This window comes from Pseudomonas coronafaciens pv. oryzae str. 1_6, assembly GCF_000156995.2.
GTDB lineage: Bacteria > Pseudomonadota > Gammaproteobacteria > Pseudomonadales > Pseudomonadaceae > Aquipseudomonas > Aquipseudomonas tremae.
In genome coordinates, this window is sequence record NZ_CP046035.1 from 1661816 (window position 1) to 1676061 (window position 14246).

Genomic DNA, 14246 nt, shown 5'->3' on the forward strand with positions numbered 1-14246 from the left:
GAGCGGTTCTAGCAAGTGGCCGCAAGATTGTCATTCTCAGACAGTCGTTTTGGACAAATGTTCAACCGCGAATCCAAGGGCCGACATCATGCCGCAATACGTCGAATCCTTGGCGTCAATTCTGTGACAAATATTGACCCAGGTAGAGGCGTTTAGCCAGTACTAATTGTCGGAAATGCGAACGAATCTGCAAAGTCAGCGCATTGGCCGTCAGACAATTCAGACAGCATCTGAATGCTAAGTGCCATCACGCTCGTCTGATTCTCAGCTTAGGCGCGAATTCAAAACACAAGGAGGCTAACCGACCGAGGGTCTGGTAAGGCTTAAAGCAGGGGTTTGGACGGTTTGGGCGTGAAGATACAGGGTCGGGGGAGGTTATCCGTCGTGGGGAGGTGCTACATGATCAGCGCAGAACGGGGTCAAACTTGAAGCGGCGGCCGACGAACAGCGCAACCACGAACAGACTGGCAAACACTCCGGCACAAATGTTGGCTGCAATGCTCATGGCTGGGGCCTGGACAGGCAGCAATAGATCAACGACCACAGCCATGAGCGCAAGGACCAGAAACGACAGTGCAGATTTTGACATGGCTACTTTCTCAAAAATGGAGGCGTGAAACCGGTTTGCACATACACAATCAGAAGACCCAACGCTGATCGGCGTGCGGCATCTGTAGCGCTTCATCGCCATCGTTTGCCAGCACCACAGCGCTTGAACTGCGGTCGGTCATGATCGCCAACTGAGGCGCCTGGCTGATTTGATGATGAACACGGACCGGTGCAGTTACCTGCTCGCTTTGAGCGCCAGAATCCTGGAAATGAAACGCTACCAGAGCCACCAGAGCTGCCGCATTCAACACTGAGAGAGTCTTGTTCATTGTCCAGTACCTGTGCCCGACCGTTTGGGATGAGATGTGTTCACTGATATTGATAATGCAGTCTGCATGCCAAGCTGAAAAAGATAAAAAGTCTATATAAATCAATAAGTTATTAAATATAAAAAAGTCTGATCCAGTGCGTTTTGCAATGATGGCTTTTTGGGGTGTTGCAAAATGCACGATGGGTTTATTCGGCCCGCTTCCGAGGTGACATCGGCTACAGCCCTGAAGGGCAATGACGACATGACAAATGCCGTGCATGCCGCTAAGATGCACGCCGTCCTCGCTGGCACCGATCGGTGTGCTGGCACGCAGTGTCTCAGTAGCTCAATTGGATAGAGCATCCCCCTCCTAAGGGGAAGGTTGCAGGTTCGAACCCCGCCTGGGACACCATATTTATCGAAGCTTTCAGGCTTTTATACTGCTCATACTGAAACCTTATGGTGTTGCATCGTATGTGCATGGAAGATGGAAAGCTTTCGGTGGCCCGCCGTTGCTTGATGTGAGTACGAAGCTTAACGCTATGATTGATTCCCTACCAAAAGCCGGACTTTTTTTATCGGCTTTGACGTCTCTTACGTGTGTTTATTCTTCAATATGCCGAATTGGTTTCGGCTTCCTTTGCTCGATACTTCCCCTTGTAATGTTATCAATTTGATAGCGTATCAAACGCTCAATCAGCCACGATCAGATGGTGCCAGACTGTTTTTTCTTGCAAACCAAAGGACGTGTCAGATGAAGCTGATTTTTGCAATGTTGTTGATGTTCAGCGCGTATACATTTGCCAGTTGCAGCAGCATCAGTGATCATGACGAGCGTGCCTATTTTGAAGCCAAACAGGGTGGCGGTAGTTGTACCACTATCAATGATCATGATTTACGCGCTCAATGTGAGTCGATGAAACAGTGGTATTGGTTTTGCTGATTAAGCTTCCTTACTGACCGATAGTTTTCGGTCACAGGGATAGCCATTTTTTTGCCTGGCCTAGTCTCGATGGTTGAGGCCGATGGAGGCGCGGCAGTTCCGGGATTGGATACTTCCCTGTCTGTAAGGCCAGCACGCTCGATCTTTCATGCTGGGTGATTGCCGCACGATGGTCAGTTTTACTTTCTTTGAGGCCTCCTTTCTCAGGGAAAGGTCGGAGCCAACTCGAAGTGCAACGACGTTGTCGGCGCCTTCAGGAATGAAGTTCTGATCATTGAAGACGGTTTGATGAGCTGTATTGGCGGGTAAGCGTGTTTCCGATGATGCTCGAAGCCATGATGAATCAGGGCCTTGCCTCGCAGGCATGTCACTTGCGCGCGCCAGTGCCTCGATTTTTCCGGTTGGGCTTATCGTCTGTTTATACGCTGAGTCCAGGCCGGGGGCTCGGCTTACCCACTGTAGCGCACCTATCGTGGCTACGCTTCCAATCACCAGGCAGGTGACCGTGTAGAAAACGCTGTGTTTGTGACGTCTTCGCATTACTTGTTTAGGAGCATCGCTACTGTCAGCTTTCATCCATTCTCCGGCTCGTCCTTGAAGGGCTAAAATCGTCCCTCTCTTACGGGTTCAGCCCGCACAAGGCGGGCTAAGGGGGCGTATTTCTCGTCCGGATTAAATCATATCGGAGCGATGCAAGGCGATCACTTTGAGATATCAGAAACAGTGGGCTGCCCTCAATATATTGCGCTGCCAGATGATTCAAACTAACCCAGCGCTCCGCATAGATGACAGTCGGTTGGGTTAAAAACATTCAATAGCCGGACTTATTCCTGACGCTGGTCTGAATTGATCAGCCAGCCGCCGTGAAAATTTCCTGTTTTTTGTGAGGCCCAATGTTGCCCGAATAGGGAGTGGAGATCAGCCCTTGACTGAATGCTACATCGGTAACCAACTGCCGGTTGAACAAGCTGTTGCGAGCGTCTGCCACGTAGGTCTGCAGCGCTACCCATTTTGCTTCTTCAATCTCGTCGGTGTCCTGTATGTTGATACGTTGCGTCATGGCTGTCATTCGGCAAATAAAGTGAATGTTGGATTTGCCAAACTGGTAGGGGTGTTTGGTAGTGAACGCCACAATAGAATCGCACTTCGATTCAATCCCTGTCTCTTCGAGTACCTCGCGCTCGATCGAATCCTGAATTCGCTCGGCTGGGTCTACATGGCCTCCCGGTAGTTTGAAACCAGTAGTACCTCGTTCCCTTATGACAAGAAGTTCTCCCGCGTCGTTTATGACGATGGCCCCGGCCCCTACTGTATGGGTGGGTATGAATGGCACAAAGGCTTGCTCGAAGTGGCGGCGTACCAAGGTCAACTGATCGCTCAGACAGCTATGGAAGGAGAAACCGGCGGCGGTGAAGACCGGAATGGCTTGAGCATCGCTGATCGGCAGGGTAATCCAGGCCAGGGCAAGACGCTCCTGCTGGATGAGGACGACTAACGCGTCGACGGCGCTACGCAACGCTTGCAGGTCGACCGGCAGCGAGGCGGCGGCAATAATGATGCCGTTGAATTTATCCCGTTTGAACTCCACGTCACACCTTTGAATTGTCGATTTGTCGAGATTGTAGTGGGGGAGGGGCCGCTCCAAGAATGGCAGCCATACCTTGACGACGCATCTAAATCAATACATTCCGTTGTAGGCTACTGTCGTTTCAACTCGTTCAAGACTAAAAATTATTGACCAAGAGGTGGCACGGCATGGTGGTGGACAAAGCTTGCCCGGTAGTGCTGCGAAACCGGGAAACCATAGAGATTTTGGCGTTCGTCCATCCAATGGCAGGGGTGCAACTGGTCAAGGGAAGTGTTGAGCCGGGAGAGTCAACCGAAGTGGCTGCTGTGCGTGAGCTGCTTGAGGAAGCCGGTATCCGTGGCAAGGCTGGACGATATCTCGGTTTGTTGCGTTCTATAACAGGACAGACGTGGGCATTTCACCAATGTCACGTTACGCAAGAGCTTCCCGATACTTGGGTTCATTTTGCCGAAGATGACGGAGGCCACGCCTTTGAATTCTTTTGGCATCCGCTGGATAGCGAGCCCTCTGGCGCATGGCATCAAATCTACCAAGATGCCTTGGGTTTCCTCAAGCGCAGCCTTGCTCAAGCACCCCAAGACAGTTCATATCCAATCGATTGATCTGCAAAGCACCCCTCTCGAAGCGCCGCTACGACGCTTCGGTATTGTCTGCGCATATTTTTCTGGCGACATCCTCGAGATCTTTGCCGATCCAGTCGGGCTTCGTTCCGATCGGGTTGAGTACCTTTCCCGGACGTTCGACAAAAGCCGTCTTGCAACCGGCCCGGGCCGCCCCGGCGATGTCCCAGGCATGGGCCGCGACCATGATCATCTGGTCCGTGTTGACGCTCAAACGGTCTGCGACCATTTGATAGGTTTGCAGCGCTGGCTTGAATCGACTGATTTCGCTACCCGCCATGATGTAGTCGAAGCAGTCGGTCAGTCCTGACGAGTTGAGCTGTTTGCTTAGCGCTTCCAGCGCGCCATTGCTCAGGGCAACCAGGACAAACCCGTTGTCACTCAGCATTTGAAGAGCCTGATGAACATCCTTGTGCGGAGGAAGCGACGTGATTCCATCTGTCAGTTCCCGGCACTGGTGGTTGCCGATCTTTACCTGATGTCGTGAGCCGACCATGTTCAACGCGGCCTGTGCCAGATCGCCGAACGGTTGATACTGGCCGGTTATGACGTTGGTCATCCAGCACTCTTGCAGCGTCAAAAACCATTCGGTTCGCACGCAGTTGTTGCCGAACAGGTTTTCGAATAAGGGGTCGAGTGCAGCCATGTCCAGCAGTGTTTCGTTTACATCAAAAACAATAGTTTTGAGCATGCTGCAGGTCCCCTCCGGGCATGATTTTCTGGAACGGGCGTTGACTCGGCAGGCTGCCGGTTCGCCGTTGACCTCATTTGATAAAGAGAACGAAGTCAGGTGAGAGTTCAGCATCGAGGACGCCCGGGCGAGCAACGATGTCAGCTTTCGGCTTTTGCCTGCTGGCGCCAAACGAAGCTGTTAGCCAGCTCGCTATAACCTGTTTACCCCTCACCAATAGCGATCAGGCCGCCGCTAACGGATAATGGTGCTCACGGGTTCGGTTTCTGCTGAACGATCCAAGACAAACGGAGCATCTATTCAATGGTTAAAACGCGTCCAAGACCCGCCGTCAGTGGTGTCGCATCTGCTGATCGTGTGCTGACCGTTCTGACCGCGTTTCAGGTTGGGGACACGGCCCTGAACCTTGTGGAGCTCACAGAGCGCACGGGCCTGATAAAAAGTACGATCATGCGCCTCATGGTTTCTCTGGAGAATCATGGTTTTGTGACGCGTCTGTCTGATGGTCGCTATATGCTGGCCAGCGAGGTGATGCGCCTGAATGCGGTCTATCAGGAGGCGCTGGATCTGGAGCGGCACGTACTGCCAAGGCTGCAGCGGCTGACCGATGAGACCGGAGAAACGGCCTCTTTCTATGTCCGGCACGGGGCTTATCGACTGTGTCAGTACCGCGTCAACTCGCCTCATCCGCTTCGGCTTCATCTTCAGCCCGGGGATATGCGACCGATGGATCGCGCAGCGGGGGCGCAGGCTTTGCGTGCCACTGGTGCCGTCGAAGGCATGGAACCTATCTACTCGTGTGGCGCGACTGATCCACACGCGGCATCGATGGCGCTGCCTGTGTTCGGGCCGTTGAACGAGCTGGTGGGGGCGCTGGTTATTTCCGGGCCGGCCAGCCGCTTGACGGAGGAGCATGCCAGGCAGTTAGGGAAGATTTTCTCTGATGTCGCTGATGACCTGACACGCAGCCTGGGTGGCAAGCATCATCGGGCTGATCCGCTTGCAAAGGATGCTCTGAAAGCAGGCGCGGTTAGCTGAAACCTTGAAGTTTTACCAGGTTGTCGCGAAGAGTTGGGCGGTGATCCCTCTTCATAAACCCATTGAATCAACGCCATTGGCCGTGTCAGTGCCTATGGCGTTGCGCAGAGGGCGGGTCAGCTTGCTTTCGACGGAGTTGCGCTGGAAGACGCTTCTTTCTGACGCTTGCGGCCCATGACCAGCACCATAATTCCGCCTGTTGCGCACAGCGCTGCCAGTGGCAGCATGGCAATGGCATAGCTGCCGGTTGCTTCATGAATGGCGCCATAAGCGTTGACCATCAGGCCGCCGCCTATCAGGTTGGCAAGTGCCCCGATTGCCGCCAGGCCAGCCGCAGCGGTCGACGAGGACAGCCAGCCAGATACCAGCGCCCAGAAAGGGCCTTTCATCGAGTAGGCGCCAATCAGAACCATGGTGAGCAGGAAGACGGTTGCGGCGAGCGAGGACGTTACCAGCGCCAGCAGCAAGCCTGCGGTAATCAGCAGCAATGTCAGCGAGGTGTGCCAGCGACGCTCGTTGGTGCGGTCGGAACTGCGCCCCCAAATGATCATCGCCACCGAGGCAATGCCGTAGGGAATGGCATTGACCAGGCCTATTTCCAGGTTGGACAGGCCGAAGGTTTTCAACAACTGCGGGGCCCATACGCTCATGGTACTACCGGCTGCCGAGGCCCCGGAGTAGATCAGTGCAAGCACCCAGATATCTTTGTGCTTGAGCAGCTTCCAGAGCGACATATGCCCGATGTTGGTTTTTTTCTGACGCTCTTCTGCGAGCCTGCCCGTGAGCCAATGGCGCTGCTCGTCGGTCAGCCATGTCGCCTGTTCGGGGCGATCGGTCAAAACAAACAGGCAGGCAATACCGAGCAATACAGCCGGGATGCCTTCCAGAATGAACAACCAATGCCAGCCGCGCATGCCCATCCAGCCATCGAGACTGAGCAGCAACCCGGACAGCGGAGAGCCTATGAAGTTGGCGCCCGGGATGGCAACCATGAAGATCGCAACCATGCGCGCCCGATAAGCGGCCGGCAGCCAGTAGGTGAGGTAGAGCAGCACGCCGGGGAAAAAGCCGGCTTCCGCCGCCCCTAGAAGAAAACGCATGACATACAGAGAGTTCGCGCCTTGCACGAACGCAGTGCCTGCGGAGACGATCCCCCAGGTGATCATGATTCTGGCGATCCACAGCCGTGCGCCGAATTTCTGCAGCGCAAGGTTGCTGGGCACTTCGACCAGAAAATATGAAACGAAAAACAGACTGCTGGCAAACCCGAAAATGGCCGGGCTCAGGCCCAGGTCATGGTTCATTTGCAGCGATGCCATCCCGATGTTGCCACGATCGATAATAGCGATCAGGTAGCAGATGATCAGAAATGGAAGCAGGCGCCAGGCCACGCGTTTCATGGTCAGACGTTCTAATTCACTGATGCCGGGTGAGGCTGGGGCTACGGCCATGATGCTCTCCTATGTTTATTTTTTTGGAGAATCGGTGTGCAGGTTATCGCCGGTTCGGGAATGCCGATCCGATCGTGAAACGTCAGGCTTCAGCCGATAGCAAGCGTCGGTTGACGATGCAGCGCGGATCCAGATCGCCACCTGCCCAAACGCTCACGATCTGCTGAACGGCCAGCAGTCCGACCCGATCACGGGAGTCGGTGGTATTGGCGCCCACGTGAGGTGTTGCTATCAGGTTTGCGAGGCTCCACAAAGAGCTGTCTGCAGGCGGTGGTTCAGGGTTGAAAGTGTCCAGCCCGGCGCCCAGGATCTGACCTGTCTTCAGGGCTTCGACCAGTGCAGCAGTGTCGACAAGTTCGCCGCGAGCAGTATTGATCAGAATGCTGTAAGGGCGCATGCGCTCGAATTGTTCGCGGCCGAAGAGGTTGCCGTTGTCGTCGGTCAGCGGGCAGTGAAGGCTGATGACATCGCTGGTTGCCAGCAGGTTGTTGAAGTCGGTTTCACGCTCGACGTAATCGCGATCAGGAAGCGTCTTGAGGTAGGGATCGAAGACTTTCACTTTCATGCGCAACGGAGCAACCAGTTCCATCAGGATGCTGCCAATAGAGCCCAGGCCTACCAGGCCCAGCGTCTTGCCAAAAAGCTCGACCCCATTGGCCGTTGCCTTGTCCCAATGCCCCGCGCGCATGCGGGCATCAAGTGCCGCTGTCTGGCGAGCCACACTGAACATCAGCGCAAAGGCATGTTCTGCAACCGATTGGGCATTGGCACCGAGTGCGATTGTCACGGGAATGTTGCTGTCAGCCGCCGCCTGAATGTCGATGGTGTCGTAACCCACACCGTGCTTGGCAATGATCTTCAGATTGCCTGAGGCCTGGATCATGTCCTTGGTCAGCTTGCCTTGGCGCACGATGATCGCGTGAGGTTGTTCGTCGCGGATTATTGCAGTCAGCTCTTCGGCGGGCATGTAGGGCGTGGTGGGGATGATGGTAATGCCTTGAGATGCGGCGTAGGCCATCGCATCGGCTGCCAGTTCGGGGCCTGTCAGCAGGATCTTCCGATTCATGATCGATACCTTGTTTTTATAGAGGTCGTGTGCGGCGTCGAGAAGACATCTGCACCTGGCTGAACCCTACCATAATGAAATGTCGTTGCAATATAGATGAATTGATAATCTTGATGAGTGGTTTTTATTTGGGTATCCGCCTATTGATCCTGTTAAAATGAAATGTCATTCTGTTATTTGGTTTAGTGCCTGGCCGCATCCAATAATTTCAAGAGAGAAAAGCCACATGACGATCGGATTCAGAGTTCTCAGTGCAGCCCGCAAAGTCAGCCCGGAATGGGTCGCCCGCTACCGCGATGTTCCGGTGGCCAATGTCAGTGACTCGATGAACCGGATGACCGCTGGCGGGTCCAGGCTGCGCCCCATGCACCGTGCGGGCGTTCTCGCCGGGCCGGCCTTGACGGTCAAGGCCCGTCCGGGTGACAACCTGATGCTGCATTACGCTATTGATATTGCTCAGCCGGGCGACGTGATTGTGGTGGATGCCGGGGGCGACCTGACTAACGCGCTGATTGGCGAAATGATGGTGGCTTATGCTGTAAAACGTGGTGTGGCTGGCATCGTCATCAACGGCGCCATCCGTGATGCCGCCAGCATCGGTGCAGGCGACTTCCCGATGTTTGCAGCCGGTGTATCGCATCGGGGTCCTTATAAAGACGGGCCAGGCGAAATCAATGTCCCGATCGCCATCGACGGCATGGTCATCGAGGCGGGGGATCTGGTGATAGGCGATGACGACGGCTTGCTGTGTGTCCCTTACGACCAGGTTGCAGAGGTGTATGACCGGGCAGCAGCCAAGCATCATGCAGAGCAAAAGCAACTGGAGCAGATCGCCAAGGGCGAAAATGATCGCTCCTGGGTACTTGAATCATTGAAGAAAAAAGGCTGCCAGCTTCCAGAATGAGCTGGTGTAATCGTGCCTTTCGCGCACGATCTCCAGCTTGCCAGGGGTTGAGCGCGAAGGGCTTTATGTGAGGGCTCCATGCAATCTTCCCCAGATTCAGCATCGACGCGCTGGCCCGGCCCTGTTCGGGCATTGGCGCATCGAAATTTCCAGATTTATTTTGCCGGCCAGGCCATCTCTACCCTCGGCAAGTGGGTACAGCAGGTCGCGTTATCCTGGTTGGCCTACCACCTGACATCTTCCGCGTTATTGTTGGGGCTTCTGACGTTTCTGATGTTGGCGCCGCAGTTGGTGGTGGGGCCTTTGGCTGGCGCCTGGATCGATCGGCATGACAAGCGCCAGCTTCTGATCTGGGCTCAAGGGCTGCTGGCTGTGCAGTCGTTCTGCATGGCTGTGCTCGCCTGGACAGGCTGGCTGACGGACGTCGCAATGATCGTCATGGCGTTGATCCTTGGGTTGCTGAACGCTGTGGAAACACCCTCGCGGCAGGCACTCATTGCAAGCTTTGTCCCAAAACCGTCCGACCTCCCAAATGCATTGGCACTCAACGCCATGCTCATCAATGCTGCCCGGTTCATTGGCCCACCCCTGGCAGGCGTGCTCATTACGCTCAGTGGTGAAGGCGCGTGCTTTCTCATGACCTCCATCGCCTTCACGTTGCTGCTGGTCAGCTTGAGCAGAACGAAAATAGCGCCTGTCGCGAGGGCCACAGGCTCGACAGGCGAGATGTTCAAGGAGGGCCTGAATTACATCTGGCGCACGATGAGCGTCCGTCGTTTGATTATCGGCGTCGTCGCGGTGAACCTGCTGGCCTCGAACTACGCGGTACTGCTGCCCATCCTGGCAAAAACCGACTATGCCGGTGACGCGCAGACACTGGGCTGGTTGTGGGGTGCTGCCGGGGCGGGCGCATTTATTGCCACGCTGATGCTTGCGTTAGGCGGGTCGCTTGATCGGCTTCAAGTGTTCATCTCGGTGGCTGTTGTCGGCTGTTCAGTCGCAATGCTCGGGCTGGGTTTCAGTCTTCCGCTGACGGCCGCGTTGGGGTTATTGGCGCTGGTGGGTTTCGGCATTACCGCCAGTAACGTCAGCACCAACATGTTGCTGCAAAGCCATGCGCCATCTGAGCTTCGGGGGCGCATCATCTCGTTCTATATCGCGATGAGGTTTGGCTTCGAGGCCATTGGCGGCCTTTTGGCAGGGCTGTGTGCGGCGGCGCTGGGCGCGCCCGCGACCCTGGGCATCAGCGGTGCCCTGCTGGCGCTGTTTTTTATCGCCGATGCCTACTGGTTTGCGAAGCGCTCACCAGGCTTTGCACGTTAAGTGGCTGCGGTCGGAGCGCTGTGGTTCAGGTCGGCAAGCGGAATTGCTTGCGCAGGCTTTTATCAAACAGCCCGGCGGGGGCGAAGCGACGCAGGATGCTGATTTGTCGTGCCGCCTTGCCCGCCGTGTAACGCTGTTTGGGGCTGGCATCGCCTGCGGCTTTCAGCACGACAGCCGCCACGACTTCCGGCAGGTCGGCTTTGGGCATCACATCGGCCAACAGTGCCTTGAACCCGGCTCGCGCCTGGTCGTACTCCTTCAATCGTGAATCCGGCTCGATGCCGTTTTGATCGAAAACGGTTCTTACAAATGCAGGTTCAATGACCGAGACTCTGATATTGAAGGCCCGAATCTCGTGATCGAGAGATTCCGAATAGCCTTCCAGCGCGTGTTTGACCGCCGAATAATGAGACGAGTAGGGCGCAGGTATCACTCCCAGAATCGAACCGATATTGATGATGCGTCCTTGGCCACGTTGCCGCATCGACGGCAGCACTGCGTTGATCATGCGGACGACGCCGAACAGATTGACATCGAAAAGTGCCTGCACCTGCGAAATCGAAAACTCTTCGGCGCCACCCAGCAGACCGATGCCAGCGTTGTTGACCAACAGGTCGATCCTCCCGGTCTGGGCAAGTACCGAGGATACGAGAGCGCTGACAGACTCATCATCTGTCACATCGCAAGGGAGCATCGACACTTGCTGAGGACTGTCGCCGGTTTTGCGACTGGTGCCAAATACCGTATAGCCTGCCTGCGCAAGCGCCTCGGCAATCGCCCTGCCAATACCGGAGGATGCACCCGTTACGATTGCGGTTTTTTCGGAAAACTGATTCATCTGATACTCCGGCGTTGGGCAGGCCAGCCGTGGGCAATGTACGAAAAGTGGCTGCGCTCGATGTTGCTGGGTTAAAAACAGGCTCGGATACGAGCCCTGTCCTCAGGCGTCCGGCCGGTAGCGCTCTGCGGCCCTGGCTTGTTGAATGTCCGACAGCAGGCCCTGACGCGCGCCTTCCAGCGCATCCCAACGGGCCGCCACGTGCAGCTGCGGAATGGTCACCAGCTCGCGTCGGTCGAAACCGAGCAATGCCGCATCGACCAGTTCCGCAACGTCCATTACCTCAGAGAGCGTGTTGACGTCGATCCCTGCGCGCTCCCAGATTTCGGTGCGGGTGGCTGCTGGCAATACCGCCTGAACGTAGACCCCTTTGGGCGACAGCTCCAGGTGCATGCCTTGCGACAGGTAAAGCACGAAGGCCTTGCTGGCACCGTAGATGGACATGCCGAACTCAGGCATGAAGCCCACCACCGAGCCAATGTTCACGATCGCCCCGGTGCCTGACTGCGCAAAGCGTGGCGCCACGGCGGCGGCAAGACGCGTGAGCGCGGTGACGTTAAGCGCTATCAGTTTGTCGATGGCTTCGGCGTTCTGCTGGACGAGCCCTCCGGATTGGGCAATGCCGGCGTTATTGATCAGCACGCCGATTCGGGCGTCGTCGCGCAGGCGGGTCTCGAGTGCGCCAAGGTCCGCAGGCTCGGTCAGGTCAGCCTGAAGCACCTCCACAGCCACCTGGTTTTCTTCGCGCAGGCGCGCAGCCAGCGTATTTAGACGTTGCTTGTCGCGGGCGACCAGCACCAGGTCATGACCACGGCGGGCAAACCGTTCGGCATAGACGGCACCGATACCGCTGGAGGCGCCGGTGATGAGTACAGTGGAAAGTGTTGTCATCGAGAATGTCCTTTAAAAATACGCAGCGGGGCAGTGCAGCGACGTGTTTCAGCCGTTGAGTGGCGGGTAGTCGGTGTAGCCTTCGGCGCCACCGCCATAAAGCGTCGCCTGGTTGAGCGCTGCCAGTGGCGCGCCTGTTTTCAAGCGTTCGACCAGGTCAGGGTTACTGATGAACGGACGGCCGAAGGCGACCAGATCCGCCTGGTTCGCGTTGACGCGGGCGGTAGCGAGCGTCAGATCGTAGCCGTTGTTGGCCAGGTAGGTGTGTTTGAAGCGCTGGCGCAGTGCGTCGTAATCGAACGGCGCAACATCACGCGGGCCGCCGGTCGCGCCTTCCACCACATGCATATAGGCAATGCCCAGCTCACCGAGCTGTTGTGCGATGTAGTCGAACTGCGCTTGCGGGTCGCTGCTGGACACACCATTGGCAGGAGAAACCGGCGAGATCCGGACACCGATGCGCTGCGCACCTATTTCCTTCACCACGGCGCCGACCACCTCCAGCAGCAGGCGTGCCCGGTTCTCTATCGAGCCGCCGTAGGCGTCGGTACGCACGTTGGCGTTGTCCTTGATGAACTGATCGAGCAGGTAACCGTTGGCACCGTGAATCTCCACGCCGTCGAAGCCCGCAGCGATGGCGTTCGCCGCCGCCTGACGGAAGTCGTCCACAATGCCCGGCAGCTCGTTCAGCTCCAGCGCGCGAGGCTCGGAAACGTCTGCGAAACCGTTATTGACGAAGGTTTTGGTCTGAGCGCGAATCGCGGAGGGGGCAATCGGCGCTGCGCCGCCCGGCTGCAGGTCAACGTGGGATACGCGGCCTACGTGCCAAAGCTGCACAAAAATGTGTCCGCCCTTGGCATGCACGGCATCTGTGACCTTGCGCCAGCCAGCGATTTGCTCCGCCGTGTACAGGCCTGGAGTGTTCTGATAACCCTGCGCCTGAGCTGAGACTTGCGTCGCTTCGGTAATGATCAGCCCGGCAGAAGCGCGTTGAGCGTAGTAAGTCACCGCCAGGTCTGTAGGGACCAGACCTGCACCCGCGCGGTTGCGAGTGAGCGGCGCCATCACGATACGGTTCGCGAGTGTCATGTGACCCAAGGCAAAGGTTTCAAAAAGCGTTTTCTCGGACATTGTGTCGACTTCCAGAGGAGGGGATGGCGCTTATGATTACGATCAAACTCTAAAAAGTCAACGCATTGATGTTGATTAACATCAAAAATGCCGAAAGCTCGGATGTGCCTGGTGATTGGCGAAGATTGAGGTGAGGGGGAATGCAGATCGTACGCACACCCGAACCGCCTTCCCCCGTTCATGGACGCGGTTACAGTGACGTTCGCTTTCAGGGGGGAGTGGCGGATTGAGCGATCCGTGCTCCGTGCTCCGTGTGCTTTATGGTGTAAGCAGGAAAACGGCCATCGGTTTGAATATCGACTCGGCGGACACGGAGGAGGGTTCATCTATCTTTCTGTCGATCGTCAGCGATGCATAGCCATGTGCGGTACTCCAGGCCGAAAAGGTACGCTGCTCCAGCACCTGCGTATCAGGTTCGGTGCCGTTTTTTTCGATCCAGGCGCTGCGTATCGACTGGCGAAGCAATTGCAGCGTGGTTTCGCCTGACTCGAGAAGCCTGGGCAGTGTCCGGTTTACGCCAGCGCCAAACATCAACCGGAAATGCTCCGGGTAGCTTTTGGCGAAGTTCACGTAGCCTATGCCGCAGCCCAGTACGGTGTCCTCAAGATCTTGCTGCGCAGCAAGGATGAAATTCGCCATGCGCTCGTAACCATCTGCCACCACCTCAGCCAACAGGTTTTCCAGAGAGCCGAAATGGTGAGCGGGGGCCGCGTGAGAGACATTGGCTCGTCTGGCGCACTCGCGCAGAGACATGGCCCGCCCGCCAGATTCGCCCACGATGTCCCACGCCGCCTGGCGCAGGACTGCGGGCAGATTGCCGTGGTGGTAGGCCCGCGAGGTCTTGGACGTCGACATGTGAGGCTCCCTGTCATGAAATAAAAGTTATGGTCTGTTGATTCACTC

General features: G+C 56.4%; 15 protein-coding genes and 1 tRNA gene. 6 read left to right on the forward strand and 10 right to left on the reverse strand.

The features are described 5' to 3' along the window. Positions 1–403: 403 nt before the first annotated feature. Both POR16_RS07520 and POR16_RS07525 read right to left on the reverse strand, forming a co-directional pair. Entirely contained in the window at positions 404–589 is a 186-nt protein-coding gene (locus POR16_RS07520) for a PA3371 family protein (RefSeq protein ID WP_005889920.1), read from the reverse strand. Positions 590–638: 49 nt separating this feature from the next. Then, entirely contained in the window at positions 639–878 is a 240-nt protein-coding gene (locus tag POR16_RS07525) for a hypothetical protein (protein WP_005889921.1), read from the reverse strand. Positions 879–1194: 316 nt separating this feature from the next. On the opposite strand from POR16_RS07525, the gene POR16_RS07530 reads away from it, so the two are divergent. Continuing rightward, positions 1195–1271: transfer RNA gene (locus POR16_RS07530), tRNA-Arg, on the forward strand. Positions 1272–1613: 342 nt separating this feature from the next. Beyond that, positions 1614–1802, forward strand: coding sequence for a hypothetical protein (locus POR16_RS07535; RefSeq protein WP_005889922.1), 189 nt, complete (start codon positions 1614–1616; stop codon positions 1800–1802). Positions 1803–2652: 850 nt separating this feature from the next. Here the strand turns inward: POR16_RS07535 and POR16_RS07540 are convergent. Continuing rightward, positions 2653–3390 carry an NUDIX hydrolase gene (locus tag POR16_RS07540; protein WP_005889923.1) on the reverse strand — a complete coding sequence of 246 codons (738 nt, stop codon included), beginning with the start codon at positions 3388–3390 and terminating at the stop codon, positions 2653–2655. A 167-nt stretch (positions 3391–3557) separates the two neighbouring features. Between POR16_RS07540 and POR16_RS07545 the strand changes: the two genes are divergently transcribed. Next, complete coding sequence (locus tag POR16_RS07545; RefSeq protein WP_005889924.1) at positions 3558–3992, forward strand: NUDIX hydrolase; 435 nt, start codon at positions 3558–3560, stop codon at positions 3990–3992. Positions 3993–4020: 28 nt separating this feature from the next. Here the strand turns inward: POR16_RS07545 and POR16_RS07550 are convergent, their stop codons facing one another. Next, positions 4021–4701: a haloacid dehalogenase type II gene (locus POR16_RS07550; protein WP_005889925.1), complete on the reverse strand. Its 681-nt coding sequence runs from the start codon at positions 4699–4701 to the stop codon at positions 4021–4023. A gap of 303 nt (positions 4702–5004) precedes the next feature. Here POR16_RS07550 and POR16_RS07555 point away from each other — a divergent pair, with 303 nt between their 5' ends. Next, complete coding sequence (locus POR16_RS07555) at positions 5005–5739, forward strand: IclR family transcriptional regulator (protein WP_005889926.1); 735 nt, start codon at positions 5005–5007, stop codon at positions 5737–5739. A gap of 116 nt (positions 5740–5855) precedes the next feature. On the opposite strand, the gene POR16_RS07560 is transcribed toward POR16_RS07555, so the two are convergent. After that, positions 5856–7190 (reverse strand): MFS transporter, encoded by a 1335-nt coding sequence (locus POR16_RS07560; protein ID WP_005889927.1) that lies wholly within the window; start codon positions 7188–7190, stop codon positions 5856–5858. 82 nt (positions 7191–7272) lie between these two features. Then, entirely contained in the window at positions 7273–8256 is a 984-nt protein-coding gene (locus tag POR16_RS07565; RefSeq protein ID WP_005889928.1) for a hydroxyacid dehydrogenase, read from the reverse strand. Between the two features lie 226 nt (positions 8257–8482). On the opposite strand from POR16_RS07565, the gene POR16_RS07570 reads away from it, so the two are divergent. Together POR16_RS07570 and POR16_RS07575 are read left to right on the forward strand one after the other, a co-directional pair. Then, positions 8483–9160, forward strand: coding sequence for an RraA family protein (locus tag POR16_RS07570; RefSeq protein WP_005889929.1), 678 nt, complete (start codon positions 8483–8485; stop codon positions 9158–9160). A gap of 78 nt (positions 9161–9238) precedes the next feature. Next, complete coding sequence (locus POR16_RS07575; RefSeq protein WP_042932190.1) at positions 9239–10483, forward strand: MFS transporter; 1245 nt, start codon at positions 9239–9241, stop codon at positions 10481–10483. A gap of 25 nt (positions 10484–10508) precedes the next feature. Here POR16_RS07575 and POR16_RS07580 read toward each other — a convergent pair whose 3' ends face one another. From POR16_RS07580 to POR16_RS07595, 4 genes are all read right to left on the reverse strand, one after another. Further along, a complete protein-coding gene (locus tag POR16_RS07580) occupies positions 10509–11321 on the reverse strand; it encodes an oxidoreductase (RefSeq protein WP_005889931.1) in 813 nt (270 codons plus the stop codon). Between the two features lie 102 nt (positions 11322–11423). Next, positions 11424–12212, reverse strand: a complete 789-nt coding sequence (locus tag POR16_RS07585; RefSeq protein ID WP_005889933.1) for an SDR family NAD(P)-dependent oxidoreductase — start codon at positions 12210–12212, stop codon at positions 11424–11426. 48 nt (positions 12213–12260) lie between these two features. Then, positions 12261–13343 (reverse strand): alkene reductase, encoded by a 1083-nt coding sequence (locus POR16_RS07590; protein ID WP_005889935.1) that lies wholly within the window; start codon positions 13341–13343, stop codon positions 12261–12263. 258 nt (positions 13344–13601) lie between these two features. After that, positions 13602–14198, reverse strand: a complete 597-nt coding sequence (locus tag POR16_RS07595; RefSeq protein WP_005889937.1) for a TetR/AcrR family transcriptional regulator — start codon at positions 14196–14198, stop codon at positions 13602–13604. Positions 14199–14246 lie beyond the last annotated feature (48 nt).

Coding starts and splice junctions, on each gene's coding strand:
- POR16_RS07520 (WP_005889920.1), bottom strand. CDS start 589: ATGTCAAAATCTGCACTGTCGTTTCTGGTCCTTGCGCTCATGGCTGTG.
- POR16_RS07565 (WP_005889928.1), bottom strand. CDS start 8,256: ATGAATCGGAAGATCCTGCTGACAGGCCCCGAACTGGCAGCCGATGCG.
- POR16_RS07570 (WP_005889929.1), top strand. CDS start 8,483: ATGACGATCGGATTCAGAGTTCTCAGTGCAGCCCGCAAAGTCAGCCCG.
- POR16_RS07545 (WP_005889924.1), top strand. CDS start 3,558: ATGGTGGTGGACAAAGCTTGCCCGGTAGTGCTGCGAAACCGGGAAACC.
- POR16_RS07580 (WP_005889931.1), bottom strand. CDS start 11,321: ATGAATCAGTTTTCCGAAAAAACCGCAATCGTAACGGGTGCATCCTCC.
- POR16_RS07555 (WP_005889926.1), top strand. CDS start 5,005: ATGGTTAAAACGCGTCCAAGACCCGCCGTCAGTGGTGTCGCATCTGCT.
- POR16_RS07560 (WP_005889927.1), bottom strand. CDS start 7,190: ATGGCCGTAGCCCCAGCCTCACCCGGCATCAGTGAATTAGAACGTCTG.
- POR16_RS07550 (WP_005889925.1), bottom strand. CDS start 4,701: ATGCTCAAAACTATTGTTTTTGATGTAAACGAAACACTGCTGGACATG.
- POR16_RS07575 (WP_042932190.1), top strand. CDS start 9,239: ATGCAATCTTCCCCAGATTCAGCATCGACGCGCTGGCCCGGCCCTGTT.
- POR16_RS07525 (WP_005889921.1), bottom strand. CDS start 878: ATGAACAAGACTCTCTCAGTGTTGAATGCGGCAGCTCTGGTGGCTCTG.
- POR16_RS07535 (WP_005889922.1), top strand. CDS start 1,614: ATGAAGCTGATTTTTGCAATGTTGTTGATGTTCAGCGCGTATACATTT.
- POR16_RS07595 (WP_005889937.1), bottom strand. CDS start 14,198: ATGTCGACGTCCAAGACCTCGCGGGCCTACCACCACGGCAATCTGCCC.
- POR16_RS07590 (WP_005889935.1), bottom strand. CDS start 13,343: ATGTCCGAGAAAACGCTTTTTGAAACCTTTGCCTTGGGTCACATGACA.
- POR16_RS07585 (WP_005889933.1), bottom strand. CDS start 12,212: ATGACAACACTTTCCACTGTACTCATCACCGGCGCCTCCAGCGGTATC.